Below are 24,916 nucleotides of genomic sequence, written 5' to 3'. Positions count from 1 at the left end.
AAATCCTTTTGACCTTTTGGTCAAAGCCACGCTAGCAGAGGACAGGGGCCAGTCAAGAAATTCACCCCCCGCCGGTCCATTCCCGTCTCCCCCTCCGGAACAGGATGCCCAATCTCTCGGCACCGCCGCCCAGCCCTGGTCGGGAAAGCGCAATCATGTGTCGAAAACCGATGAAATCCCGGGACTTCCGGACCATTCTTGAGGATTTTTCATGGCCATGGACAAGCCCGTACCCCGCACCCGAATCCAGAAGAAGAACATTGCACGAATTTCCGAAGCGGCCCTGTCTGTCTTTTCGACCTATGGCTTCCGCGGCTCGACCGTAGATCAGATCGCCAAGCAGGCAAAGCTGTCGAAACCGAACCTGCTCTACTACTTCCCCTCCAAGGAAGCGATCCACACCCACCTGCTGTCGACTCTGATGGACACCTGGCTGGACCCGCTGCGCGCGCTCGACGACAACGGCGATCCGCTGGAAGAGATCCTGACCTACATGCGCCGCAAGCTGCAGATGAGCCGCGATCACCCCCGCGAAAGCCGCCTCTTCGCCAATGAGATCGTCCAGGGTGCGCCGCGCATCCTGACGCTGCTGGAAACCGACCTGAAACAGCTGGTCGACCAGAAGGCGGCGGTGATCGCGGGCTGGATGGACCAGGGCCGGATCGCGCGGGCCGATCCGCACCACCTGATCTTCTCGATCTGGTCGCTGACCCAGCATTACGCGGATTTCGACGTGCAGGTTCACGCGGTGCTCGGCCCCGAAAAGCCCGATCCCTACCCCGAGGCCGAAGCCTATCTGGTGACCCTCTTCACCCGGATGCTGACGCCCTGATCACTCGGCGACCGGCGGCACGCCGATCTCGGCCAGGTAGATCCGCACCGCCTCCTGGACATGGCGGAAGCGATCGCCGCCCAGATGCGTGCCGCCGAACCACCGGGTGACCACGATGACATGGTTCTCCAGCCCCGCGCGCTCCAGCATCCGCAGGATCACCATGCCGGCGCCGGCCTCGCCATCATCGGCCTTCACCGGCTCCCCCGGCAGCAGAAGCGCCCAGGTGTTATGGGTGGCCTTGGCGAATTTCTTCTTCCGCTTCAGCGCCTTCAGCAATGCTTCGGCCTCGGCCCGGCTCTCCGCCGGCCCGCCGGACACGGCATATTTCGACCCCCGGTCGGAAATCACGCCGTCAAATGTCGTCAGCTCACCCATGGGACCCGCCTACCCCCGGCCCGAAAAAACCACAACCCAAAGCATTTTCTTGTTCCAAATACCTCGGGGGAGTCTCCGACAGGAGACGGGGGCAGAGCCCCCATCACGCCGCAAAGGGCACCGCTTCCGCGACGCGCCCGCCTCCCCGCTCACTCCGCGGCCACGGCACCCGGATTGTTCGGATGGGTCGTCCAGTTCGCGTAAGGCCCGACCACCTTGCCGGTGCGCGGATCGACCTCGCCCTCCTCCAGCTGGCGCATGGTGATGCAGCCCTCGACCGGGCAGACATTGACACAAAGGTTGCAGGCCACGCAGTCCTCGTCCTTCACGGAAAAGACCCGGTCCTCCGACATGTCGATCGCCTGGTGCGAGGTATCCTCGCAGGCGGCATAGCAGCGCCCGCACTTGATGCAGGCCTCCTGGTCGATCTCGGCCTTGGTGACGTAGTTCAGGTTCAGGTGCTGCCAATCGCTGACCCTGGGCGCCGCCATGCCGATGAAATCGGCAGTGCTTTCATAGCCCTTCTCGTCCATCCATTGCGACAGGCCCGAGATCATTTCCTGCACCACCTTGAACCCGTAGGTCATGGCGGCGGTGCAGACCTGCACATTGCCGGCGCCAAGCGCCATGAATTCCGCCGCATCGCGCCAGGTGGTGATGCCCCCGATGCCCGAAATCGGCTTGCCCGCGGTCTCGGGATCGCGGGCGATCTCGGCCACCATGTTCAGGGCGATGGGTTTCACCGCCGGGCCGCAGTAGCCGCCGTGGCTGCCCTTGCCGTCGATCATCGGTTCCGGGCACATCGCGTCCAGATTGACCGAGGTGATCGAATTGATGGTGTTGATCAGGGAAACCGCATCCGCCCCGCCCGCGAAGGCCGCCCGCGCCGGGTAGCGGATATCGGTGATGTTCGGAGTCAGCTTCACGATCACCGGCTTCGAGTAATACATCTTGCACCACTGCGCGACCATGCGGATGTATTCGGGCACCTGCCCCACCGCCGATCCCATGCCGCGCTCGGCCATGCCGTGCGGGCAGCCGAAGTTCAGTTCGATCCCGTCGGCGCCGGTCTCCTCGACCAGCGGCAGGATCGCCTTCCAGGCTTCCTCCTCGCAGGGCACCATGATCGAGACGATCACCGCGCGGTCCGGGTAATCCCTCTTCACCCGGGTGATCTCCTCGAGGTTCGTGTAAAGGTCCCGGTCGGTGATCAGCTCGATATTGTTGAGCCCCAGCAGACGCCGGTCAGCGCCCCAGATCGCGCCGTAGCGCGGCCCGTTGACATTGACCACCGGCGGCCCCTCGCTGCCCAGCGTCTTCCAGACCACGCCGCCCCAGCCGGCCTCGAAGGCGCGGCGGACATTGTACTCCTTGTCGGTCGGCGGCGCCGAGGCCAGCCAGAAGGGGTTGGGGCTGCGAATGCCCAGGAATTCCGTCGTCAGATCAGCCATCTTGGTTCCTCCTTCAGCCGGGCTCAGCCCGCCACCCCCATCAGTGCGGTGTGAATGTCCTCGGCCGCGTCGCGGCCCTCTGCCACGGCGGTCACCGTCAGGTCCTCGCCCCCCGAGGCGCAGTCGCCCCCGGCCCAGACCCCCGGCACAGAGGTCCGCCCGGTCTCCGACACGGCGATCTTGCCGCCCGCGATCTCCAGCCCCCCGGGCACATCCGTCAGGGTCTGGCCGATGGCCTTGAAGACCTGATCGGCGGGCAGGCGGAAGGTTTCTCCGGTGCCCCTCAGGCGGCCATCCACCTCGGCGGTGTATTCCAGCTCGATTTCGGCAACCGCACCGTTACCGTGCAGCGCCATCGGCATCACGTTGGTCAGGATCCTGACCCCCTTCGAGGCCGCCAGATCCTGCTCGAACCCGGAGGCGCCCATGCGCTCGGTGCCGCGCCGATAGGCGATGGTGACATGTTCCGCCCCCAGCAGGCGCGACTGGATGGCCGCGTCGATCGCGGTCATGCCGCCACCGATCACCACCACGTTGCGCCCCACCGGCAGCGCCGCCAGATCCGGGGCCTGGCGCAGCTCGGCAATGAAGGAGACCGCATCCTCGACCCCCGCCTTGCCCTCGCCCACCGCACGCAGGGCATTCACGCCGCCAAGGCCGATTCCGAGGAAAACCGCGTCAAAGCTCTCCTGAAGCGCCTCCAGCTCCAGCCCGGCACCGAGTCCCTTTCCGGTTTCGATGGTGATGCCGCCGATGCCCAGCAGCCAGGCGACCTCGCGAGCGGCGAAATCATCGGTGGACTTGTAGGCGGCGATGCCGAATTCGTTCAGCCCACCGGCCTTGGCCTTGCAATCATAGACCACGACCTCATGCCCCTTCATCGCCAGGCGGTGCGCGCAGGCCAAACCCGCAGGCCCCGCCCCGACCACGGCGACGCGCTTGCCGGTCGGTTCGGCCCGGGTGAAGGGATGCGCGTTGCGCGCCACCAGCGTATCGGTCGCATAGCGCTGCAAACGCCCGATCTCGACCGGCCTGCCCTCGGCGGCCTCGCGCACGCAGGCCTCCTCGCAAAGCTGCTCGGTCGGGCAGACACGGGCGCACATGCCGCCCAGAATATTCTGGCTGAAGATCGTCTTCGCCGCCGCCTCCGGCGTGCCGGTCATGATCTGGCGAATGAACAGCGGAATGTCGATCGAAGTCGGGCAGGCCGTCATGCAGGGCGCGTCATGGCAGAAATAGCAGCGATCCGCCGCCACCTGCGCCTCGTGCCGTTCAAGCGGCGCATGAAGAGCGCAGAAGTTCCGCGCCAGCGTCTCGCCCGGCAGGCGCGCGGGCTGAATGCCTGGGGTCATTGGGGTCGTGCTCATCCTGGGCCTCCCGTTGGATTCCTTGGTGGGCACAGCCTGTCATGAGTCTATTTTTTATCAAACGGTAAAATTTTTTCCGGAAGGTCAAATATGACCCCGGACCTCTTCCTGCCGGATTTTTCACCGCACCCGCGCGGTCCGGCCCGCCGACAGGCCCCGGGCAAAGAAAAAGAGGCCCCGAAAGGCCTCTTGCTCCTGGGATGCGTCCCGGCAGGGAGTGAAACTGCGCGGGCGCGCCCCCGAATTCAGCGCACGATCAGATAGTTGTCCAGCGCGTCCCCACGCGCCAGCGCTTCCTTGACCCAGCCGGGCTGACGGCCACGGCCGCTCCAGGTTTGTGCGGGATCTTCGGGATTACGGTATTTCGGCGGATTGACCTTGCCTTTGCGGCTCGGTGCACCGGTGAGTTCAGACAGGCTGAAGCCCATTTCGGCTGCTTTCGCCTCAAGCTCCACCAACGCCATTTTGCGTTGACGGTCTTCATACGTCTTGATCGCGGTGCTGACTTTGCTTTGCAGCTTTTTCAGATCCCCGAGGGACATCGTATCCAGTTCCTGATCCAGCATGTTCATGCTTCCTTTTGTCGTTTCCGGGAAAAGCAGAAATTTCAATTCCCACTTGGCCGATACTATATAAAATTAACTTGAGGCAACCATAAACAGATCAAAGAAATGATAAGATGACATAGGCAAGTCTACGCCGATGTCCAAAACTGGAAAATCGACACCCGTACATTCCGGAAAGTAAAACGCCGGCGGGTTTTACAACCCGCCGGCGTTAATATTTCACTTAAAATCTGACGCGCATTAGCGCCAAATCATGCGGGCTGCAAAGCTTTCCCCAGCGTCGCCACGACATTCCGGATCATTTCCATCCCGGCGTCCTGTCCCAGCGACATGATCGACTCCGGGTGGAACTGGACGGCGGCGATCGGTCGGTCCCGGTGTTCGATGCCCATCACGATTCCGTCCGCCGTGGTAGCGGTCACGACAAGTTGTTCCGGGAGGTTGGCCACCGGCGCATGCAGGGAATGGTAGCGCCCCACGGTGATCTCCTCGGGCATCCCGGCAAAGACCGTGCCGGGCGCGTCGATGCGGATCCGCGAGGGCTTGCCGTGCATCGGCTCTTCCAGGCGCTCCAGGCGGGCACCGAAGAATTCCGAAATCGCCTGCAATCCGAGGCAGACCCCGAAAAGCGGCAGATCCCGATCCAGAACTTTCTGGATTGTCTGCGCGCAGCCGAAATCCGACGGCGTACCCGGCCCCGGAGAAAGCACCACCAAATCCGGAGAAAACTTTTCGAAAACGGTATCGTTTACCGGACTCCGCGTCGTCAGAACCTCCGCACCGGTTTGGCGGAAATAGTTTGCGAGCGTGTGTACAAAACTGTCCTCGTGATCGACCAACAATACGCGGCGTCCCTGCCCCTGCGGCAATTGCGTATCGGCTTCGGTTTTATCGACCGCGGAAAGTTCACCACGAATGGCCGCGCGCATCGCGCTGGCCTTGAGTTCGGTTTCCGCCTCTTCCGCATCGGGATCGGAGTCATTCAACAGCGTGGCCCCGGCGCGCACCTCGGCAACACCGTCCTTGATGCGAATGGTGCGCAGCGTCAGGCCGGTATTCATCGAGCCGTCGAACTGCACCGCGCCGACGGCGCCGCCATACCATTTGCGGGTGCTCTTCTCATGGGTTTCGATGAAACGCATGGCCCAGAGCTTGGGCGCGCCGGTCACCGTCACCGCCCAGGCGTGGGACAGGAAGGCATCGAAGGCATCCATGCCCGCGCGCAGCCGCCCCTCGATATGATCCACCGTGTGGATCAGACGCGAATACATCTCGATCTGGCGCCGCCCGATGACCCGCACGGAGCCCGGCTCGCAGACCCGGGACTTGTCGTTGCGGTCGACGTCGGAACACATCGTCAACTCGCTCTCGTCCTTCTTGGATTGCAGCAACTTCAGGATCTGCTCGCTGTCCTCGATGGCATCGCGGCCACGCTTGATGGTGCCCGAGATCGGGCAGGTTTCCACCCGGCGCCCGGTGACACGCACGAACATCTCCGGGGAAGCGCCGACCAGGTATTCCTGCTCACCAAGGTTCATGATGAAGCCGAAAGGTGCGGGATTGATCTTTTGCAGCCGTCCGAAGATGGCCGAGGGGCTGTCCTTGCAGGCCTCGTAGAAGACCTGCCCCGGGACCACCTCGAACAGGTCGCCGCGGCGGAAGCTTTCCTTGGCATCGACCACCAGCTTGGCATATTCGCCCGGCTCGTGATCGCCGCGCGGCAGGTTTTCCGGGCCCTTGCGGAAGGGATCGGGCTGGCAGGCGGCCTCGGTGCCTTCGGTGGTCAGCGCGCCCATGGAGAACTCGTAGCGGTAGCGCGTCGCCGAGGTGGAATAGTGATCGCCCACCAGGATGTCATCGGCCAGGAACAGCACCAGATCGCGCTGGTCGTCGGGGCGTTCCAGGGTGAAGTCGATGGGCTCGAACTGGAAGGCCAGGTCGTAGCCGAAGGCGCCGTAAAGGCCCAGGTGCCCGTCCTCGTCCGAGAAGAACAGCGCCACCATGGCCCGCAGCACCGAGAAGACGGAGGGCGCGCGCGAGCGTTCCTCCTCGTCATAGACCCGTTCGGGGGCGCGGATCTGCAGGCGGATATCGGTTGCCGTGACCTCGGCCTGCGCCACCGCGTCCAGATCGGTGACGACGGGCGCGATCATCTTCAGCAGCACCTCGCCGCGGGCGTTCAGCGCGCCGATGCGCATGGCACGGCCACGCGCCTCCACGATCACCGGCGGCTCGGCAAAGCCGAAGTCCCAGCGGGTGTAGCGGCCGGGATATTCGTAGTTCGACGACAGCAGCACGCCCCGGTGGCTGTCGAGCTTTTCGGCCAGCTTCTGGGTGTCGGTCAGGTAGGTTGCAGGCAGTTCGCGTCGGGAGACAGTGACGCCTCCCTTGGTCTGGAAGGTCAGGTCGGTCATCTCGGGTGGTCTCTGTTGCGGGGCGGCACGGTCCACGAGGGGCCGGATGCAACTTGGCTGGGTTCAGGCCGGAAACGGGCCGCCGGAAAGGAAAATGGGATCAACGGGACGATGGGGTTACCATCGCCAGGTCAGGGTCCAGCCTTGCCATCGTTGCACGGTCATCTTCCGCGTTCCCTGCCGGGGCTCCCGGCGCTCCGGACCGGTTTGGGCCGGTCGTCTCCTCGTGCCCTGCAAGTGCCGCAGGGACGCCCTGTTCATCCGGCCTTCGCGCCCGGCTGTCAAGCCCATGTTTGACCTGCGGTGCGGGTCCGGGGCGCGCCGATGTGAGGGGACGCGCCTTGCGACCCCGCGTCAGGCGTGAAACGCTGCGGCCAGGAATTGATCACAGGACATATTGCCATGACCCAGCTGCCGCCCCTGCCCGACCGCCCGCTTTCCGTCTGCATCGTCGGCACCGGCGCCATCGGCGGATCCATGGCGGCCCGGATCGCGGGCATCGCCGGGGGGGATCAGGTGGCCTCGGTCTCGGTGGTGGCGCGCGGCGCCACGCTGGAGGCGATCCGCCGCGACGGGCTGCGGCTGCGCTGCGCCGGCCAGCCCGAGCAGGCAATCCCCGTCACGGCCACCGATGATCCCGACACCCTGCCGCCGCAGGACCTGGTGATCACCGCGCTGAAGGGCCACCAGATCCCGCCGATGGCGGACAAGCTGGCGCGCCTGCTGGCACCTGCGGGCCGCATCCTGCCTGTCGTGAACGGCCTGCCCTGGTGGTACCCGGTGCGCGACGGCAAGGGCGGGCATCGCGGCGCCGAAGAGGTCGATCCCGGCGGCCGGCTCTGGGCCAGGATCGGGCCCGGGCGCGCCATCGGCGCCATCGCCTACCTGGGGGTCAGCCAGCCCGAACCCGGCTGCGTCAGCATCGACATCGAGGGCTATTTCGACATCGGGCGGATGGAGGACGGGCCGCAGCCCGATGTCGACCGGGTGCAGGCCCTGCTGGAGGCCGCCGGGCTGACCATCGCGCGCAGCCGGCCCTTCGGCCAGGCGCTCTGGCACAAGATCCTGACCAATGCCTCCACCAACTCGGTCTGCGCCATCGCGCGCCAGCCGATGAACGTGACGCTTGCCGATCCCCAGGTCGCCGATCTGTCGGTGGCGATCATGCGCGAGGTTCTGGCGATCGCCGCCGCCGAGGGGCTGCCCTTCGATTACGACATTGCCGCGCGGCTGGAGAAGGTGCGCGGCGGCGCCCCCTTCAAGCCCTCGACCCTGCAGGACGTTGAGGCGGGCCGCCCGCTTGAGATCGAGCCGATCTTCGCGGCCCCCCTGTCGGTCGCACGCAGCCACGGGATCGACTGCCCGAACCTGGCCCTGGTGACCGGGCTCCTGCGGCTGATCGATCAGAGCCGCCCGGCAGGCTGAGGGAAAGCGGCCCGGCGGGCCGCTGCCTCCGGCGGGCATATTTTTCGGAAAGATGAATGCGGAGGGGCGCGCCGACTCCGCAGGAGACGGCAGGCAACGGGCCGGCTCGATGCCGGGCCGGGGCCTTCACCCGATCAGGGGCAAGGCCTCCAGCTGCCGGGAGCGTCCCCGCAGCGCAAGATGCGCCGTGCCGATCAGCCCCCGGGCGCGCAGCGTTTCGGCATAGGCCAGGCCCCGGTCTAGGGCGCTGTCCACCTCTGCCGGGCTCAGTAGCCCCAGATCCGTGGTGACCAGCCGCTCTCCAAGATCGCTGTCGGGCAGCAGCGCCTGCGCCGGCTGGCGCGTGACCGCCCGGTGACCGGGCAGATCGACGCGGTTGGCGATCATCGTGGCGGCGGCATCTGCGGCGGCGGCAGTCGCGGCCAGAACCGTCACCGCATCGGCAATGCCAAGCGAATGGCTGCGCCCGCCGCGCCCCGAGGTGGCACAGCCGCGAAACGGCGCCTCGGGCGGCACCGTCACCGCCCCGCCCGCCATCGCCAGCCGCATCGGCTGCCCGCCCGGCTGCCAGGCGATGTCGCCGCCATTGTTCACCCAAAGCTTCGCCTCGGGCGCGACGGCGGACATGGCCGACAGGATCTCTTCGGCGACGGCCCCCGCCACGGCGGCCATCGGGGTGATGAATTCGGGCGCGAAGGGCGCGGTCGCCGCCGCCATCCGGCACGCCACGGCCCCCCGGGGCTGCCCGCCTGCACGGCGCAGCTCCGGCAGCTCGGCCACCAGCGCCGCCAGCAGCCCCTCAAACCGTGAACAGGCGGCGCGGTAGGCCGTTGCCCGCACCTCTGGCGCGGCCCAGAGGATCAGGTCGATCGGCCCTTCCTGCAGATGCAGCCGCACCCCGTCGGGCAGAAGCGCAGCCTGCGCGCCGCTCATTCCCCCCCGACCCGGCCGAGGGCGCGGAAGCTGTCGCCGTATTCGCCGCCTTCCGAAAGCACCTCGTGCAGGCTGCGGATCGCGCCGCCATGCCCGCCAAGCGCCAGGTAGAGGTCGCGCGCCATGGTGAATTCCAGCGGTGCCACCAGCGCCGGGGTCGGCACATAGCCAAAGCTCTGCGCCGGCATGTCCAGCACGTCGAGCATCACCGTGATGCCCCCGCCCGGCCACAGGAAGGCCTCGGCCCCGCCCAGCGTCACCTTGACCTCTCCGGCATGGACCGCGCGCGTCAGCCGCACCGGGTTGCGCGTCACGCCCGAGCGCAACGATCCCCCCGCCCCGGCGCAGAACATCACCGTGCAGAGCGCCGGTTCGCAGTTCTCGGCAATCAGATCGACGCTCGGGCGCAGCGCCTCGGGCATCTCGCGGCGCTGCGGCACCAGATCCTCGTCCAGCACGAAGTAATCCGCATGTTCCCCGGTGGTCGAGACCATCAGCACGCTCAGCCCCGGCCGCGCGCCCTTCCTGGCCTGCCAGGGCCCCAGGATCGAGAGCGGATCGGTGATGTCGGTGCCGCCCCAGCCCAGGCCCGGCTCGGCGACCTGGAAATAGCGCCCCGGCGTGGACCGGCGCCCCTGGATGCGGATGCCGGTATCGGGCCAGCCGATCACCTTGCCCGCCTGATGCTCCGAGACGACGCCGGTGATATGGTCATCGACCACCACCACCTCGTCCACCAGCCCCTGCCACTGCGAGGCGAACATGCCGATGGTCGCCGAACCGCAGCCGACGCGCATCCGCACCTCGGGGACGCCATCGACGATGGGCGGCTGCCCCGCCTGCACCACCACAGAAGAGCCCCCCTCGATCTGCAATTCCACCGCCGCGCCGTTGCACAGCGCCATCAGCGTGTCGCAGGTCGCCCGCCCTTCCGCCTTGGAGCCCCCCGTCAGGTGATCGACCCCGCCGAGCGAGAGCATCTGGGAGCCGTATTCGCCCGTGGTGACATGGCCGATGGGTTCGCCCTTCGCCAGCACCCGGGCGCATTCGTCGCCAAGATGGCGGTCGGTGTCGATCTTCACCTTGGCACCGCAGTAGGAATAGATCGCCTCGGTCACCACGGTCACCGTATCGACGCCCTCGACCTCGCGGCTGACGATGAAGGGCGCGGGCTTGAAATCGGGATAGGTCGTGCCCGCCCCCAGCCCCGAGACGAACAGGTCGGACCCCGCGATCAACTCGCCGTCCCAGTCCTGCTGCAGGAAGGGGCGCACTTCCTCGCCCTTTTCGAGGCGACGATCCAGCACCGTCACCGGGTCGCAGCGCACGATCCGCCCGCCCTCGTTCGCATAGCGGTCGCAGGCGCCTGTGCGCCCCTCGGCCACGTAGCACATTACCGGGCAGGCATCGCACCTGATCTTGTCTCCGCTCGCCATGGCGTATCCTCAAGGCTCTGACTTGTTCGTGTACAAACGGATTTTGAGAAGCTCTCCCGCGCCTGTCAAATTCTTTCCACCTTGCCAATTGCCGCAGAGGCAGAGATACCTCGATCATGCATCATGAGTTCAAGGATCAGGCAGCAAATGCCTATCGTCTCGAGGAGCAGGTGGGCTTTCTGCTCCGCCGGGCCTCGCAGCGTCACCTCGCCATCTTCGCCCAGATGATGCCCGAGATCACCTCGACCCAATTCGCGGCGCTGGCCAAGCTGTGCGAGCTGGGTCCGACCTCCCAGAATGCGCTCGGACGGGCGACGGGGATGGATGCGGCCACGATCAAGGGGGTGGCCGACCGGCTGCGTGCCCGCGACCTGATCACCGCGACCCCGGATCCGCAGGACCGCCGCCGCCACTACCTGATACCGACGGAGGCCGGGCTGGCGCTTTATGCGCGGCGCGCCGAAACCGGCGTCGCCATCTCGGACGAGACGCTGGCCCCGCTGAGCGCGCGCGAACAGGCGACCTTCCTGGAGCTGCTGCGCAAGCTCTGCTGACCCTCAGACGCCGAGCCGGGCGCGCAGGCGTCCCTCGGCGCCCGAAAGCGCGGCGCGGCTGAAATCCTCGGCATTGCGCCCCATCTCGATCACGCTGACGCGGTCGGCCAGTTCCAGCACCGCCTCGATGCGCTGCTCGACCAGCAGCACCGCAAGGCCGCGGTCGCGCATCGTCACCATGACCTGCCGGATCGCCCCGATCATCGAGGGTTGCAGCCCCTCGGTCGGCTCGTCCAGCAGCAAAAGCTTCGGCTTCAGGCAGAGCGCCCGCGCGGTGGCCAGCATCTGCTGTTCGCCCCCCGACAGCGTGCCGGCGCGCTGATGCAGGCGCTCGCGCAGGCGGGGAAACAGCTCCAGCATCTCCTCGCGGGTGGCGGCGCGGCCTTGGGCGGGCCCGGCACCCAGCCCCATCTCCAGGTTCTCGGCCACCGACAGCTCGGCGAAAAGGCGACGGCCCTGCGGCACGTAGCCCACGCCCTGACGCGGCACCTGATGGGGGGGCAGCGCGGCCAGGTCGGTGCCGTCCAGTTCGATCCGCCCCGAGGTCTTCACCAGCCCCATGATCGCCTTCATCAGCGTGGTCTTCCCGGCACCGTTGCGCCCCATCAGCACCGTGATCTCGCCCGGCTCGGCCGACAGGCTGACGCCGCGCAGCACCTCTGCCGCGCCGTAGCCGGCCCTCAGCCCCTCAATCTTCAGCATCCTGGCCTCCGGTGCCAAGGTAGGCCGCCTGAACGGCCGGGTTGTCGTGGATCTGGGCGGGCGTGCCCTGCGCCAGAACCTCTCCGAAATTCAGCACGGTGATCCGGTCGGCCAGTTCCATGACGACGGACATGTTGTGTTCGATCAGCAGGATCGTGGTGTCGGGGACCAGCGCGCGGATCAGCTGCTTGAAGGCCGCGACTTCGCTTTCCGCCAGACCTTGCGTCGGCTCGTCCAGGATCAGCAGCCGGGGCCGCTGCGCCAGCCCCATGGCGATCTCCAGCAGGCGCTGGTGCCCGTAGGAGAGGTCGCCCGCGATCTCTGCGGCACGCTCGGCCAGGCCGACGCGCTCCAGCGCGCGCTGCACGTCGGCGTCGCGCCCCCGGGCCGCCAGCGCGACGTTCTCGGCGCAGCTGAGCCGCCCGAAGACCGAGGTGATCTGGAACGTATAGGCCATGCCCAGGGCCACGCGCCGGTGCGCGGGCATCCGCGTCACGTCCCGCCCGTCGAAGCGGATCGTGCCCTCGGAGGGCGCCAGCCGCCCGATCAGCATCGACACGAATGTGGTCTTGCCGGCGCCGTTCGGGCCGATCAGCGCATGGATCTCTCCCGGTGCCAGTGCGAAGTCGATGTCGTGATTGGCGCGCAGCCCGTCAAAGCGTTTGCCCAGGCCCGAGGTGGACAGGATCGCGGTCATGGCAGGTCCTTCCAGAAGCGGCGGCGCAGTTCCCCGACGATGCCCTGGGGCGCGAACAGCGTCAGCCCCACCAGCGCGACGCCCGCGATCAGCATGTAGGCATCGGTGAGCCCGGTGGCCAGATCGATCAGGTAGAACATGAAGAGCGTGCCGACAAAGGGCCCCAGCACCGTGCCCGCGCCCCCCAGCAGCACCCAGAGCAGTGCGAAGATGGAATACTGCACCCCCGCGAAGGTCGCGCCCACATAGCCGAACAGCGCCGCATAGGCCGCCCCCGATGCCGCCGAGACCGCGCCCGAGATGACCAGCGCCGCCAGCTTGCGCCGCTTGGTGTCATAGCCCAGCAGGCGCGCGCGTTCCTCGTTCTCGCGCAGCGCGATCAGGACGCGGCCGAAGGGCTGACGGATCAGCCACAGGCTGCCCAGCAGCGCCCCCGAGAACAGCACCCAGGCCACCAGATAGCGCGTCCCCTCGTCGCTGAGGGAGAGGCCCATCAGGGTGCGGCTGGCATCGGGCACGACGAAGCCGTCGTCGCCATGGGTGAAGGCGCCGAAATACAACAGCGCCAGATAGGCCACCTGGGAAAACATCAGCGTCACGATCATGAAGCTGACCCCCTCGGTGCGCAGCGCCAGAAGCCCCACGACAAAGGCCAGCGCTGCGCCACAGGCGGTGCCGATCAGGAAGGCGGGAAAGGCCGGCACGCCGTAATGCAGCCCCGCCAGCCCCATGCCGTACAGCCCCGCACCAAAGAACATCGCGTGGCCAAGGCTCAGCAGGCCGGTGTAGCCGAAGGCGATGTTGTAGCCGATGGCATAGACCGCCATGACCATGATCCGCGCCAGCACCCCGTGGTGATAGGCGGGCAGGATGAAGTGCAGCAGGAACAGCACCGCGACAAGGCCGAGGTGCAGCGTCAGGTCGCGGCGGCTCATCTGGACGTGCCTCCGAACAGGCCCTGGGGCCGGAAGACCAGCACCAGCGCAACGGCGAGCGTCGCGATCATCTTGGCCAGCGTCGGGGTGAAGAAGACGCTGATGATCCCGTCCGACAGGCCGATCAGGATCGCCGCGACGATGGTCCCCGACAGGCTGCCCAGCCCGCCGATGATCACCACGATGAACGAGAGCAGCAGCGCATCGCCCCCCATCAGGTAATGTGCCTGCTGGATCGGCACGATCAGCACGCCTGCCAGCGCCGCCAGCGCCGCGCCGCCCCCGAAGACCAACGCATAGACACGCTCGACCGGGACGCCGAAGGCGGTTGCCATCTCCCGGTCGCCCTGGGTCGCGCGCATGATCAGCCCGGCGCGGGTCTTCGCCATGAACAATTTCAGCGCCGCGATCAGCACCACGGCGGCGGCGATCACGAACAGCTTGTAGCTGGTGGTCGACAGGCCCCAGGGGAAATAGAAGGACAGCCCCTTGTCGCCCCATTCCACCCAGGGCAGCGCGATGCGTTCATTGAACGGCGCCACCACCGGGCGCGCATCGGCGCCATAAGTCATCAGCGTCAGCTGCTGAAGGATATAGAGCAGCCCGATGGTCGCCACGATGGTCCGCTCGGGGTCGTAGTTCAGCCGCTTCAGGATCACCATGTCGGCAGCGGCGGCCATCGCCCCCACCACCAGCGGCGCGACGATCAGCGCCGCGACGAAGTTCAGCACCGGCCCTGCCCCCAGCAGGGTCGTCACCGCCCAGGCGACCACCGCGCCCAGCATGTAGAACTCTCCATGCGCGACATTGACCACGCGCATCACCCCGAAGACGAGGCTCAGCCCGCTGGCCATCAGCGCAAGCACCGCCGCCAGCACCGCGCCTTCCAGCATGGCCAGCATCAGGTAGGGTCCGAAATCCATGAAACAGCCTTCCTGGCCCGGCCCCGAAGGCACGGGCGATTGACCTCGGGCGATTGCCCTCGGGCGGGCCGCGACGGGCCCGCCCGGTGCTTCGCTCAGAAGCTCATCTTGGTGTAGTCGACCTCATCGGGGTACAGCGTGTCCTCGATCGAAGCGGTGTGCACGACGCTCAGCTTGCCGCCCTCGACCTTGGAGATGTACTGCGGCCCGAAGACCTGGTGGGTCTTGCCGTTGAAGCGCTTGGCGCCCTGCGGATGGTCGGGGCCGGCGGGCATGTCCGACATCTGCTCGACCGCCTCGATCAGCGCCTGCCGGTCGGCGATGCCGCTGTAGTTGCAGGCCTCCATACCGGCCTTGATGACATGCAGCGTCTCCCAGCAGCCGAACATGTGCGCGGCGGTGGACACATCGTTGGCATCGGTCACCGAGGCGCCGTTCGCATCCAGCCCCACCGCGTCGCGGTACGCCTTCACATAGCCGGGCGCATCGGGTTGCAGGTAGCGCGGCATGCCTTCCCAGAAATAGGTGCCCTCCAGGAACTCCAGCCCCGGAGAGGACAGGTTCACCGCCTCCAGGCTGTCGATGAAGCCGAAGATCTCGGGGCGGGAGGGGCCGAAGAACTCTCCCATCTCCTTGACGAAGGTCAGCACGCCCGGCCCGATCATGACGTGGTAGATCACCTCGGTCTCGCGCGGGATCTTGGGGAAGTACTTGGTGAAGGAGGTCTCGGTCGGCGGGATGGCGATCTGCGCCACCACATCGCCGCCAAGCGCTTTGATCGCGGCGGTGAAGTTGTCGCGGTGGTCATAGCCGAAGGCATAGTCGGGGAAGATCATCGTGACCTTCTTGCCCAGCGTGTCGTGGACGAAGGGCGCCATGGCCTTCACCTGGCTCTTCACGTCGGTGATGCCCGGTTGCAGCGTCCAGCGGTTCAGCATGCCGCTGGCGACGTGATGCCCTTCCGAGACGACGAAATAGGGCAGCTTCAGCTCGGCCGCGCGGGGGGCGGCGCCGATTACCACGTGGGAAAACAGCGTACCAAAGGCCAGGTCGCACTTCGACTGGTTGGCGAATTTCTCCATCAGCTCGGCGCAGCGCTTGGGATCGGTGCCGTCATCCTCGGTCACCAGTTCCAGCGGACGGCCATTGACGCCGCCCTCGGCGTTGATCTTCTTCACCGCCGCCTGGCTGACCCGGTCGTACCAGCGCCCGTAGGAGGCCCCGATGCCGGTGGCGTGCTTGGCAAAGCCGATGCGGATCGGTTCGCCGGTCTGCGCGCCGGCGTAACGCGCCCAAAGCGGCAGCGTGGCGGCAGCGGTGCCCCCCACCGCCAGCGTCTTCAGCGCCTGCCGGCGCGACGGCCCCCGCACTGTCCCCGCCGGGGTCTTCTTCGACGTCTCGGTCATCTGTTGGAATCCCTGTTGCTGAAGTTTTCCCGGGTCTTATTAGGCTGACCCTCGCCCCCAGTCTGTAGGCACGCGAACGACCTGTCCACTGCCACAGGACCCGCACAGGGCGTATCGCGGCCCCGCGGTTCCCGCTGCGCAAGGCTTGGGCGCCTCAGCTCCCGCGGGGCGAGGCCAGCAGCCAGAGGCCAAAGAGGGTGTAAAGCACCATGAACAGTGCCAGCGGCAGCTGGCTCAGCACCGCGCGGCGATGATCCCCATGCAGACGCAGCGCCAGGGCATGGCTCAGCAGCAGCGCCAGGACATGGCCACCGACCACCGCCGCCGCCTGCGCCAGCCAGATCACCCGCACGCTGTCCCGGGTTTGCAGGTAGCCGGTGGTCACCACCACCTCCGGCCCGCCGAAAAGATCGCTCAGCACATGCAGCGCGTATTGCCCCTGCACCAGGGCGGCGGTGGCGTAATGGGCCAGGTGATAGCCGAAGGCGATGGGCAGCACGGCAGGCGCCAGCGTGCGGAACGCCAGGCCCGGCGCCCGTGCCCCCGCCAGCCGGTCCCCGACCAGGATCGCGGCCCCGAAGACCATCGGCAGCAGCAGGCAACTGGCCGCCAGCCCCAGGGCATTGGGCCCCACCACCGCCGAGCGGCCGGAGAACTCCAGAGGGTTGATCCCGATCCAGCCCAGCCAGCGGAAGGTCTCGTTCAACCCGTCGAAACTGCCGACCCCCAGGGCCGCAAGGCAGAACAGCGCCCCCGACCAGCCCGGCACCCCCATCGCCAGCACGCCCCAGCCGGGCAGCCCCAGCCCGCCGCGCCAGACCGGCGAAAGCCGCGCATAAAGCCCCAGCAACATGCCGATCCCCGCCCCCCGTGTGATCCAGACCGGCCCGAACAGCACCCCGCCCGCCAGCACCCAGGCCCCGTAGGCCAGCACCATGCCCGCCAGCCGGTCCGGATCCGCCGGCGCCACATCCACCAGCAGCACGGCGGCAAAGGCCAGGAAGGCCACCAGCCCCGGCCCCTCCCCCAGTCTCTCCGGATAGCGCAGCAGCGCGCGCCGCCCCAGCAGCGCCACCGGCCCGCGAAACGGCGACAGCCGCCAGGGGTCTCCCAGCAGCCCGCTCAGCGCCACCAGGAAGATCCAGATTCCGGTCCAGACCAGCAGGCTCAGCGGGTTCTCGACCGGATCCTGCGGCCCCCGCACCCCGGCCCACACCGCCCAGCCCAACCCGCACAGCACCGCCCAGGAAACCCAGGCTCCCCTGTCATCTGCCCCCCTGTCATCTGCTCCCCTGTCATCTGGCCGGAAATATCCCGGGGGAGGCGCCGTGGCGCCGGGGGCAGAGCCCCCCGCACCGGCCCGCCAGGGGCGAAACATCCCCCGCGCCCAGCGTGCGGGCAGCCAGAACAGCAGCAGCACGGTGACCAGCACCGTCGTCCCCCCGCCCGCCGTGTAAAGCCCCGTCGGCAGCAGCAGCACGAAGCCCCCCTCCGAGGCATGGGCCAGCGCCCGCCCCGGCCAGAGCCCTGCGCCCGCCAATGCCACCGCCCAAACAACCGCCCAAACAACCGCCCATGCCCGCTTCATCCCGTCCCCCGTCCTGTCCGCCCCGATCATGGCCTCGGCTGCTTTCGAAGGCAAACCTGCGGATTTCCCGCCCCGGTCCTGCCGCAGCGTCCCGCCACCGATTGACAGCACGGCAGGCAATCGAAAATCATTTGCACACAAACATACTTTCGAGCATTCCCGGACAGGAGCAGCCGCATGGGCAGGCGACAGGTCATCGGTGTCGACGTGGGCGGCACCTTCACCGATCTCATCCTCATGGATCCCGCCAGCGGCGAAGTCCGCCTGGCCAAGGTCCCCTCCACCCTCGACGACCAGTCGCGGGGCGTGCTGAACGCGGTGACCGAGGCCCAGGCCTCCCTTCCCGAAACGGCCCTCGTGGTGCATGGCACGACGACGACCACCAACGCGGTGCTGGAACGCAAGCTCGCGCGCACCGGCATCCTGACCACCGCAGGCTTCCGCGACGTGCTGGAACTGGGGCGACGCACCCGTCCCCAGGCCTATGGCATGAAGGGCGACTTCCGCCCGCTGATCCCGCGCGACCTGCGCCTGGACGTTCCCGAACGCATGGATGCCCAGGGCCGCGTCGTCACGCCGCTGGACGAAGAGGCCCTGCGCACCGCCGCCCGCACCCTGCTGGAGCGCGGCTGCCAGGCGGTCGTGGTGCATTTCCTCCATGCCTACCGCAACCCCGCCCACGAGTTGCGCGCCGGAGAGATCCTGAAGGAGATCTGGCCCACCCCCTACATCACCCTCGGCCATGCGCTGCTGTCCGAACCCCGCGAATACGAGCGTGGCGTGACGGCGGCGGTCAATGCCTCGGTGCAGCCGATCCTGGATCGCTACGTGCAGAACCTCGCCGCCGGCCTCGCCCAGGGCGGCTATGCGGGCGACCTGCTGGTGATGAACGGCAATGGCGGCATGGTCTCGGCCACCCGCGTCGCCGAGGAAGCCGCCCGCACGGTGATGTCGGGCCCGGCCTCGGGCGTGATGGCGGCGGCCTTCACCGGCCGCGCCGCCGGCATTCCCGACCTGCTGACCTACGACATGGGCGGCACCTCCACCGATGTCGCCCTGATCCGCGGCGCCGAACCCGCCGTCTCGAACGAGATCGAGGTAGAATATGCCATGCCGATCCATGTCCCCATGGTGGATGTGCGCACTGTCGGCGCCGGGGGCGGCTCGATCGCGCAGGTCAATGCGGCGGGCCTGCTGGAGGTCGGCCCCGAAAGCGCCGGCGCCACCCCCGGTCCGATCTGCTACGGGCGCGGCGGCACCCGGCCGACGATCTCTGATGCCAACCTGCTGATGGGCCGCCTTGATCCCGCCCGGCTGAAATCGGTCGAGGGCGGTGTGACCCTGGACCAGGTCCGCGCCGCCTTCGCAGACCAGCTCGGCGCCCCTCTCGGGCTTTCCCCCGAAGAAGCCGCCGAAGCCGTCATCCGCATGGCCAACGTGAAGATGGCCGGCGCCATCCGCATGGTCTCGGTCTCGCTCGGCGCCGATCCCCGCGATTTCGCGCTCTTCGCCTTCGGCGGCGCCGGCCCCCTGCACGCCGCGGCTCTGGCCCGCGAACTGGGCGTGCCCCGGGTCCTGGTCCCCGCCCGCCCCGGCATCACCAATGCGCTCGGCTGCCTCGTCGCCGACCTGCGCCACGATTTCACCGAAGCCGTCGGCCAGCCCCTCGACCAGCTCGACATGGCCGCACTGGCGGACACCCTCACCCGTCAGGCCGCCCGGGGTCGCGCCCTCATCGAGCGCGAGGAAGTCTCCGTCGAAGAGATCCGCATCACCCATGTGCTTGAGATGCAGTTCATCGGCCAGACCCACCTGCTGCGCGTCCCCCTCGACAGCCCTGACATCACCCGCGAGGCCCTGCAGGCGAAATTCGAACAGATCTACTGGGACCGTTTCCAGGTCCGGCTGGAGAAGATCTCCGCCGCCGTCGCCACGGCCAGCACCGCCGTCATCGGGCGGCGCGCGGCATTCGATCCGGCCCGCCTGCTTCCCCCCGAGAACCGCGCCGCGACCCTGGCCGAGGCCTGCCGGGGCAGCCGCCCCGTCCTGTTCGACGGGCAATGGCACGACACGCCGCTTTACCAGCGCGACCGCCTGCCGGCCGATGCCGCCTTCAACGGCCCGGCGATCCTCGAACAGATGGACACCACGACGCTCGTGCCGCCGGGCGACCGCGTCACCCAGGACGCCTGCGGCAACATCCTGATCGAGATCGGCGGTGCCGCATGATCCGTTCATCTTTCCCCAAATATGCATGCCACCCCCTCCACCGGGAGACCCCCGCATGAGCCTTGATCCCATTACCCTCTCGGTCATCCAGGCCGGTCTCCAGCAGGTCTGCGACGAGATGGACCTGGCCTTTTCCCGCGCCGCCTTCTCGCCCGTCATCGCCGAGGCCAACGACCGCTCCGACGGCATCTATGCGGCCAGTGACGGCGCGCTGATCGCACAGGGCGCCCAAGGTCTTCCGGTCTTCGTCGGCACCATGCAGGACAGCACCCGCCAGCTGATCGAACGGATCAACTCCGGGATCACCGCCGCGCCGGAACCCGACGACATCTACATCGTCAACGATCCCTACCTGGGCGGCACCCACCTGATGGACGTGCGCTTTGCGCGGCCCTACTACCGGGGCGACAAGCTGTTCTGCTGGCTCTCCAACACCGGGCACTGGCCCGATACCGGCGGCGCGGTGCCCGGCGGCTTCTCGGCCTCCGCGACCTCCGTCGAACAGGAGGGCCTGCGCCTGCCGCCGGTGAAGCTCTTCAAGAAGGGCGTGCTGGATCAGGAAATCTGGCAGATCATCTGCTCCAACATCCGCGTCGCCGATCAGCGCATCGGCGATGTACAGGCCCAGTCTGCCGCGCTGAAGACCGGCGCCGCGCGGCTCGACCAGCTACTCGACCGCTACGGAGACGATACGGTCGAACAGGCCATCGCGGAACTGCACGCCCGCTCCGCCACCCAGATGCGCGCCTTCCTCTCGGAAATCCCCGAAGGCCGCCACGGCGCCTCCGCCTGGATCGACAGCGACGGCGTGGTCAATGCTCCGCTGGAAATCCGCCTGGCCGTCACCCGCACCGGCGACCGGCTCCGCTTCGATTTCACCGGCTCCTCGGCGCCCTGCACGGGCCCGATGAACTCGGTCCGCGCGACGACGCTGTCGTCGGTCTACCTCGCCATGCGCCACATCTTCCCCGAGGTGCCGATCTCCGCCGGCGCCTTCGAGCCGCTGGACATCACCGGGATCGAAGGCACCTTCCTTGATGCGCACTACCCCCGCCCCGTCTCGGGCTGCGCCGCCGAGGTCAGCCAGCGCATCGCCGAAGCCGTCTTCGCGGCCCTCGCCCCGGCCCTGCCCGCGCGCGTCACGGCGGCCCCGGCGGGCACCTCGGGCAACTTCGCCCTCGGCGGCCATGATCCCGAAACCGACGCCGATTACGTGATGTACCAGCTCTCGGGCGGCGGCTACGGCGGCAATGCCGATCACGACGGGCTGGCCAACGGCTGCTCGACCATCGGCATCTCCAAGGCCCCCCCGGTCGAGATCATGGAGGCCCGCTTCCCGGTCCTCTACCTGCACTATGCGCTGCACGAAGGCTCGGGCGGCGCCGGCCGCCACCGCGGCGGCTTCGGCCTCGACTACGCGCTGCAGCTTCGGCGCGGCGCGGCACGCGCCAGCTTCGTGATGGACCATGGCCGTGACGGCCCGCTCGGCGCCCTCGGCGGCCGCGACGGTGCGCCAAACCAGGTCCGCGTCCGGCGCGGCGACACGGTGCACATCCCCGACCATCTCTCGAAGGAGCAGGACATCCCGCTGGCCCCCGGAGACATCGTCCACGTCCGCACCCCCGGCGGCGGTGGCTACGGCGATCCCCTCGCGCGCCCACCCGAAGCGGTGGCCGAAGATGTCCGCCTCGGACGCTACTCCACCGACGAGGCACGCCATCTCTTCGGCGTGGCCCTCGCTGCCGACGGCACAGCGGATGACGCGAAGACCCGGCAGCTCCGCCAAGGGTGAACCCTCAGAAAAGGTGCCTCCGGCGGGGATATTTATGGCCAGATGACAGGGAGCAGGCGCTCTTCATCATCTGGCCGAAAATATCCCGGGGGAGTCTCCGCAGGAGACGGGGGCAGAGCCCCCAGCTCCCTCTGACGCAACGAAGCGGATGACTTCGGCGCGCAAAAATGGCACATCTCCCCGACGTCAACGCAAGGAGACCGCCATGGCCCTGCCCGCCGTCCTGAGCCATCTCCGACTGCCGCTGATCGGCAGCCCGCTGTTTCTCGTCTCCGGCCCCGAGCTGGTCATCGCCCAGTGCAAGGCCGGCATCGTCGGAGCCTTCCCCGCTCTCAATGCCCGCGAGGCGCCGGGCGAGCCTGTCGCGCTCGACCGCTGGCTGACCCGCATTCGCGAAGAGCTCGACCGGCACAACCAGGCCAACCCGGACCATCCGGCCGCCCCCTTCGCGGTGAACCAAATCGTCCATCGTTCCAACACCCGGCTGGAGCGCGACGTGGAGATCTGCGCCCGTCACGAGGTGCCGGTCTGGATCACCTCGCTCGGGGCGCGGGCGGAGGTCAACGAGGCGGCCCATGCGGCGGGCGGCATCGTGCTGCATGACGTGACCACCGACCGCTTCGCGCACAAGGCCATCGACAAGGGCGCCGACGGGCTGATCGCGGTCGCGGCCGGAGCCGGCGGCCATGCCGGCGCCCAGAACCCTTTCGCGCTGATCCGCGAGATCCGGGACTGGTTCGACGGACCGCTGTTCCTGTCGGGCGCCATTGCGCGCGGGGAAAGCCTGCTGGCGGCGCTCGCGCTCGGGGCGGACGGGGGCTATGCCGGCTCGGTCTTCATCGCCACCGAGGAGGCCCGCGCCGAGGAGAGCTACAAGCGGATGATCCTGGACTGCGGCGCCGAGGACATCCTGTCCTCGGATGCCTTCACCGGGGTGATGGGCAATTACCTGCGTCCCTCGGTGCTGCGGGCCGGCCTGGATCCGGCACTGCTGGACCGGGGCGCGATGGATTTCGGCAGCGACAAGCCCCGGACCTGGGCCGATATCTGGGGCTCGGGCCAGGGCATTGGCGCCGTCAAGCAGATCCGGCCCGCCGCCGAGGTGGTCGCGCGGCTGGAAGCGGAGTTCCGCGGCGCCCAGGCGCGGCTGGCGGCGCTGGCCGGTGTCAGCGCCGACTGAGCGCGCGCGGGGGCTCTGCCCCCGTCGGCCTGCGGCCGCCTCCCCCGGCATATTTTCGGAAAGATGAAGCGCCCGGGAACGGCAGTCACATCGGCGTGGCTTCGCCTGCTGTCCGGCGGGTCCGGAACCTTGGCCGCGGGGACAGGGTTCTATTTGCAACCGGGGGCTGTCTGCCCCCTTGCAGAAAGAGAGGACGCCATGGCCAACTGGAACGGTGCCGTCGCCTCGAGAGAGGAAATGCGGGAGCAGAAACGCCGCGCCGCGCTGCGTGTCGCTGCCCGCCTGTTCAACGAACGCGGTTATCATGCCGCCTCGCTCGACGAGATCGCCGAGCGGATCGGCGTGACCAAGACCGCGCTTTACTACTACTTCCGCAACAAGGAAGAGCTGCTTTACGAATGCCTTTCGCTGACGCTGGCCTGCGGCGAGACCGCCCGGCAAAGCGCGGAGAAACGCGGCGGCAGCGCCTATGAACGCTTCTGCCATTTCTTCGAGCAGTTCATGGAATGCGCCGCCACCGAGGCCGGCTGCTTCCTGTCGCCCCAGAACCTGCGCGCCCTGCCGCAACGAATGCAGCAGCAGCTGGAGACCCGCAAGCAGGCCCTGGAAGCGTACCTGGGCGCCCTGCTGGGGCGCGCCATGGACGAGGGCAGCCTGCGCCGGATGGACCCACATGCGCTGTCCTGGTTCCTGACCGGCGCGGTCAACTGGGTGATTGCCTATGACCAGGAATTCTCGGAGGCCGAGATCCCGGTGGTGGCACGCAGCCTGATGGAGACCGTGCTGTTCGGCCTGGCCCAGCCCGCCGCCGGCAAGATGGCGGGCTGAGACCGGCGTTTCAGAGGATATTGGCCTGCGGACCGAAGGGGAAGCCCGTGATGTTGCGGGCGCCCTCCGGCGTCACCACGAGGATGTCATGTTCGCGGTAGCCACCGGCGCCCGGAAGACCCTCGGGGATCCAGAGCATCGGCTCCATCGAGACGACCATGCCCGGTTCCAGCACCGTGTCGATATCCTCGCGCAGCTCCAGCCCGGCCTCGCGCCCGTAGTAATGGCTGAGGATGCCGAAGCTGTGGCCATAGCCGAAGGAGCGATACTGCAGCAGCCCCTCCTGCGCCAGGAAGCGGTTCAGCTCGTCGCAGATCTGCGCGCAGGAGATGCCGGGGCGGATCAGCGACAGGCCCAGCTCATGGGTGGCGACATTGGCCTGCCAGATCCGCAGCGATGCCGCATCGGGTTCGCCCAGGAACAGCGTGCGCTCCAGCGCCGTGTAATAGCCCGAGATCATCGGAAAGCAGTTCAGCGACAGGATGTCGCCCGGCGCCAGCGCGCGGGTGGTGACGGGGTTGTGCGCCCCGTCGGTGTTCAGCCCCGACTGGAACCAGACCCAGGTGTCGCGCAGCTCGCTCTGGGGGTGGGCGCGGGCGATCTCAAGCTCCATCGCGTTGCGGCCTGCCATGGCGACGTCGATCTCTCGGGTGGCGGGGCGGATGGCGTCGCGGATCGCCGCGCCGCCCAGATCGGCGATGCGCGCCCCTTCGGTGATCAGCGCGATCTCCTCGGGGGATTTCAGCATCCGCAGCGCCATGACGGCGGGGGCGATGTCGGGGATCTCGGGATCGCCCAGGAACTCCGCCAGCTTGCCGCGCTGCGCCAGGGTCAGGTGATCACCCTCGACCCCGATCCGCCCCGGGCGGCCCACCAGGCCTTCGACCGCGCGCCAGAAGTTGTCGCGCCGCCAGTCGGTGTAGATGACGTTTTCGCCCTGCGAGCGGCGCCAGGGCTGGCCGGCGTCGATATTGGCCGAAACCGTGGTGCAGGCCGTCTGCGTCACCACGCAGGCATAGCTGCGCCCGAAGGAACAGTAGAGAAACCCGCTGTAATAGGCGATGTTGTGCATCGAGGTCAGCAGGACCGCGGGAATGTCGCGTTCCGCCATCAGGGCGCGCAGGGCGGCAAGGCGGCGGGCATATTCGGCGGGGCTGAAGGGCAGCGGGGCCTTGGCGCCGTTGTGGCTGGTGAAGGTCTCGGGCCGGGCGGCCCGTGCGGGGTCCAGTGTCGTCATGATCGGTCTTCCTCGTCCGAAGCCGGGAAGCGGAACGTCAGCC

21 protein-coding genes are annotated in these 24,916 nt (G+C 67.8%); 7 read left to right on the top strand and 14 right to left on the bottom strand.

Translation table 11 applies throughout. The features are described from left to right. Positions 1-217 precede the first annotated feature (217 nt). Positions 218-832 carry a TetR family transcriptional regulator C-terminal domain-containing protein gene (locus tag KM176_RS04515; protein WP_160895455.1) on the top strand — a complete coding sequence of 205 codons (615 nt, stop codon included), beginning with the start codon at positions 218-220 and terminating at the stop codon, positions 830-832. On the opposite strand, the gene KM176_RS04510 is transcribed toward KM176_RS04515, so the two are convergent. The 5 genes from KM176_RS04510 to KM176_RS04490 all read right to left on the bottom strand — a co-directional run bounded on the left by KM176_RS04510 (position 833) and on the right by KM176_RS04490 (position 7,008). Further along, positions 833-1,210 carry a YigZ family protein gene (locus tag KM176_RS04510; RefSeq protein ID WP_375372127.1) on the bottom strand — a complete coding sequence of 126 codons (378 nt, stop codon included), beginning with the start codon at positions 1,208-1,210 and terminating at the stop codon, positions 833-835. Between the two features lie 149 nt (positions 1,211-1,359). Continuing rightward, complete coding sequence (gene preA / locus KM176_RS04505) at positions 1,360-2,661, bottom strand: NAD-dependent dihydropyrimidine dehydrogenase subunit PreA (RefSeq protein ID WP_160895415.1); 1,302 nt, start codon at positions 2,659-2,661, stop codon at positions 1,360-1,362. Positions 2,662-2,684: 23 nt separating this feature from the next. Further along, on the bottom strand, positions 2,685-4,028 hold the full coding sequence (locus tag KM176_RS04500; protein WP_160895414.1) for an NAD(P)-dependent oxidoreductase: 1,344 nt from the start codon (positions 4,026-4,028) through the stop codon (positions 2,685-2,687). A 245-nt stretch (positions 4,029-4,273) separates the two neighbouring features. Continuing rightward, positions 4,274-4,594 carry an H-NS histone family protein gene (locus tag KM176_RS04495; protein ID WP_202397883.1) on the bottom strand — a complete coding sequence of 107 codons (321 nt, stop codon included), beginning with the start codon at positions 4,592-4,594 and terminating at the stop codon, positions 4,274-4,276. 251 nt (positions 4,595-4,845) lie between these two features. After that, a complete protein-coding gene (locus KM176_RS04490) occupies positions 4,846-7,008 on the bottom strand; it encodes an anthranilate synthase (RefSeq protein WP_160895413.1) in 2,163 nt (720 codons plus the stop codon). Positions 7,009-7,410: 402 nt separating this feature from the next. Between KM176_RS04490 and KM176_RS04485 the strand changes: the two genes are divergently transcribed. Next, positions 7,411-8,433, top strand: a complete 1,023-nt coding sequence (locus tag KM176_RS04485; RefSeq protein WP_160895412.1) for a ketopantoate reductase family protein — start codon at positions 7,411-7,413, stop codon at positions 8,431-8,433. A gap of 126 nt (positions 8,434-8,559) precedes the next feature. Here the strand turns inward: KM176_RS04485 and KM176_RS04480 are convergent, their stop codons facing one another. Together KM176_RS04480 and KM176_RS04475 are read right to left on the bottom strand one after the other, a co-directional pair. Then, positions 8,560-9,366 carry a UPF0280 family protein gene (locus tag KM176_RS04480; RefSeq protein ID WP_160895411.1) on the bottom strand — a complete coding sequence of 269 codons (807 nt, stop codon included), beginning with the start codon at positions 9,364-9,366 and terminating at the stop codon, positions 8,560-8,562. Continuing rightward, a complete protein-coding gene (locus KM176_RS04475; protein WP_160895410.1) occupies positions 9,363-10,802 on the bottom strand; it encodes a 6-hydroxynicotinate reductase in 1,440 nt (479 codons plus the stop codon). Before KM176_RS04475 ends, KM176_RS04480 begins: the two co-directional genes overlap by 4 nt. Before the next feature lie 116 nt (positions 10,803-10,918). Between KM176_RS04475 and KM176_RS04470 the strand changes: the two genes are divergently transcribed. Next, positions 10,919-11,356, top strand: a complete 438-nt coding sequence (locus KM176_RS04470) for a MarR family winged helix-turn-helix transcriptional regulator (protein WP_160895409.1) — start codon at positions 10,919-10,921, stop codon at positions 11,354-11,356. A 3-nt stretch (positions 11,357-11,359) separates the two neighbouring features. Here the strand turns inward: KM176_RS04470 and KM176_RS04465 are convergent, their stop codons facing one another. The 6 genes from KM176_RS04465 to KM176_RS04440 all read right to left on the bottom strand — a co-directional run bounded on the left by KM176_RS04465 (position 11,360) and on the right by KM176_RS04440 (position 17,559). Continuing rightward, positions 11,360-12,058, bottom strand: a complete 699-nt coding sequence (locus KM176_RS04465; protein ID WP_160895408.1) for an ABC transporter ATP-binding protein — start codon at positions 12,056-12,058, stop codon at positions 11,360-11,362. Next, positions 12,045-12,755 (bottom strand): ABC transporter ATP-binding protein, encoded by a 711-nt coding sequence (locus tag KM176_RS04460; RefSeq protein ID WP_160895407.1) that lies wholly within the window; start codon positions 12,753-12,755, stop codon positions 12,045-12,047. The genes KM176_RS04465 and KM176_RS04460 overlap by 14 nt, the downstream gene beginning before the upstream one ends. Further along, complete coding sequence (locus tag KM176_RS04455) at positions 12,752-13,690, bottom strand: branched-chain amino acid ABC transporter permease (RefSeq protein ID WP_160895406.1); 939 nt, start codon at positions 13,688-13,690, stop codon at positions 12,752-12,754. The genes KM176_RS04460 and KM176_RS04455 overlap by 4 nt, the downstream gene beginning before the upstream one ends. After that, positions 13,687-14,613, bottom strand: a complete 927-nt coding sequence (locus KM176_RS04450) for a branched-chain amino acid ABC transporter permease (RefSeq protein WP_160895405.1) — start codon at positions 14,611-14,613, stop codon at positions 13,687-13,689. Before KM176_RS04450 ends, KM176_RS04455 begins: the two co-directional genes overlap by 4 nt. 95 nt (positions 14,614-14,708) lie before the next feature. Then, on the bottom strand, positions 14,709-16,019 hold the full coding sequence (locus tag KM176_RS04445) for an ABC transporter substrate-binding protein (RefSeq protein WP_160895404.1): 1,311 nt from the start codon (positions 16,017-16,019) through the stop codon (positions 14,709-14,711). A 154-nt stretch (positions 16,020-16,173) separates the two neighbouring features. Then, a complete protein-coding gene (locus KM176_RS04440; protein WP_202397882.1) occupies positions 16,174-17,559 on the bottom strand; it encodes a hypothetical protein in 1,386 nt (461 codons plus the stop codon). 225 nt (positions 17,560-17,784) lie between these two features. Between KM176_RS04440 and KM176_RS04435 the strand changes: the two genes are divergently transcribed. From KM176_RS04435 to KM176_RS04420, 4 genes are all read left to right on the top strand, one after another. Continuing rightward, positions 17,785-19,836 (top strand): hydantoinase/oxoprolinase family protein, encoded by a 2,052-nt coding sequence (locus KM176_RS04435; protein WP_160895402.1) that lies wholly within the window; start codon positions 17,785-17,787, stop codon positions 19,834-19,836. 55 nt (positions 19,837-19,891) lie between these two features. Then, the gene (locus tag KM176_RS04430) at positions 19,892-21,628 is read left to right on the top strand and encodes a hydantoinase B/oxoprolinase family protein (protein ID WP_160895401.1); all 1,737 of its coding nucleotides are present in this window, start codon (positions 19,892-19,894) and stop codon (positions 21,626-21,628) included. 205 nt (positions 21,629-21,833) lie between these two features. Further along, positions 21,834-22,808: an NAD(P)H-dependent flavin oxidoreductase gene (locus tag KM176_RS04425; RefSeq protein ID WP_160895400.1), complete on the top strand. Its 975-nt coding sequence runs from the start codon at positions 21,834-21,836 to the stop codon at positions 22,806-22,808. A 198-nt stretch (positions 22,809-23,006) separates the two neighbouring features. Continuing rightward, positions 23,007-23,636, top strand: coding sequence for a TetR/AcrR family transcriptional regulator (locus tag KM176_RS04420; protein ID WP_160895399.1), 630 nt, complete (start codon positions 23,007-23,009; stop codon positions 23,634-23,636). A 10-nt stretch (positions 23,637-23,646) separates the two neighbouring features. Here KM176_RS04420 and KM176_RS04415 read toward each other — a convergent pair whose 3' ends face one another. Further along, the gene (locus KM176_RS04415; RefSeq protein ID WP_160895398.1) at positions 23,647-24,873 is read right to left on the bottom strand and encodes a M24 family metallopeptidase; all 1,227 of its coding nucleotides are present in this window, start codon (positions 24,871-24,873) and stop codon (positions 23,647-23,649) included. Positions 24,874-24,916 lie beyond the last annotated feature (43 nt).

The sequence above is a fragment of the Pseudooceanicola endophyticus genome, from assembly GCF_018760365.1.
Lineage (GTDB): Bacteria > Pseudomonadota > Alphaproteobacteria > Rhodobacterales > Rhodobacteraceae > Pseudooceanicola > Pseudooceanicola endophyticus.
This window is presented reverse-complemented; position numbering and strand designations above follow the sequence as displayed.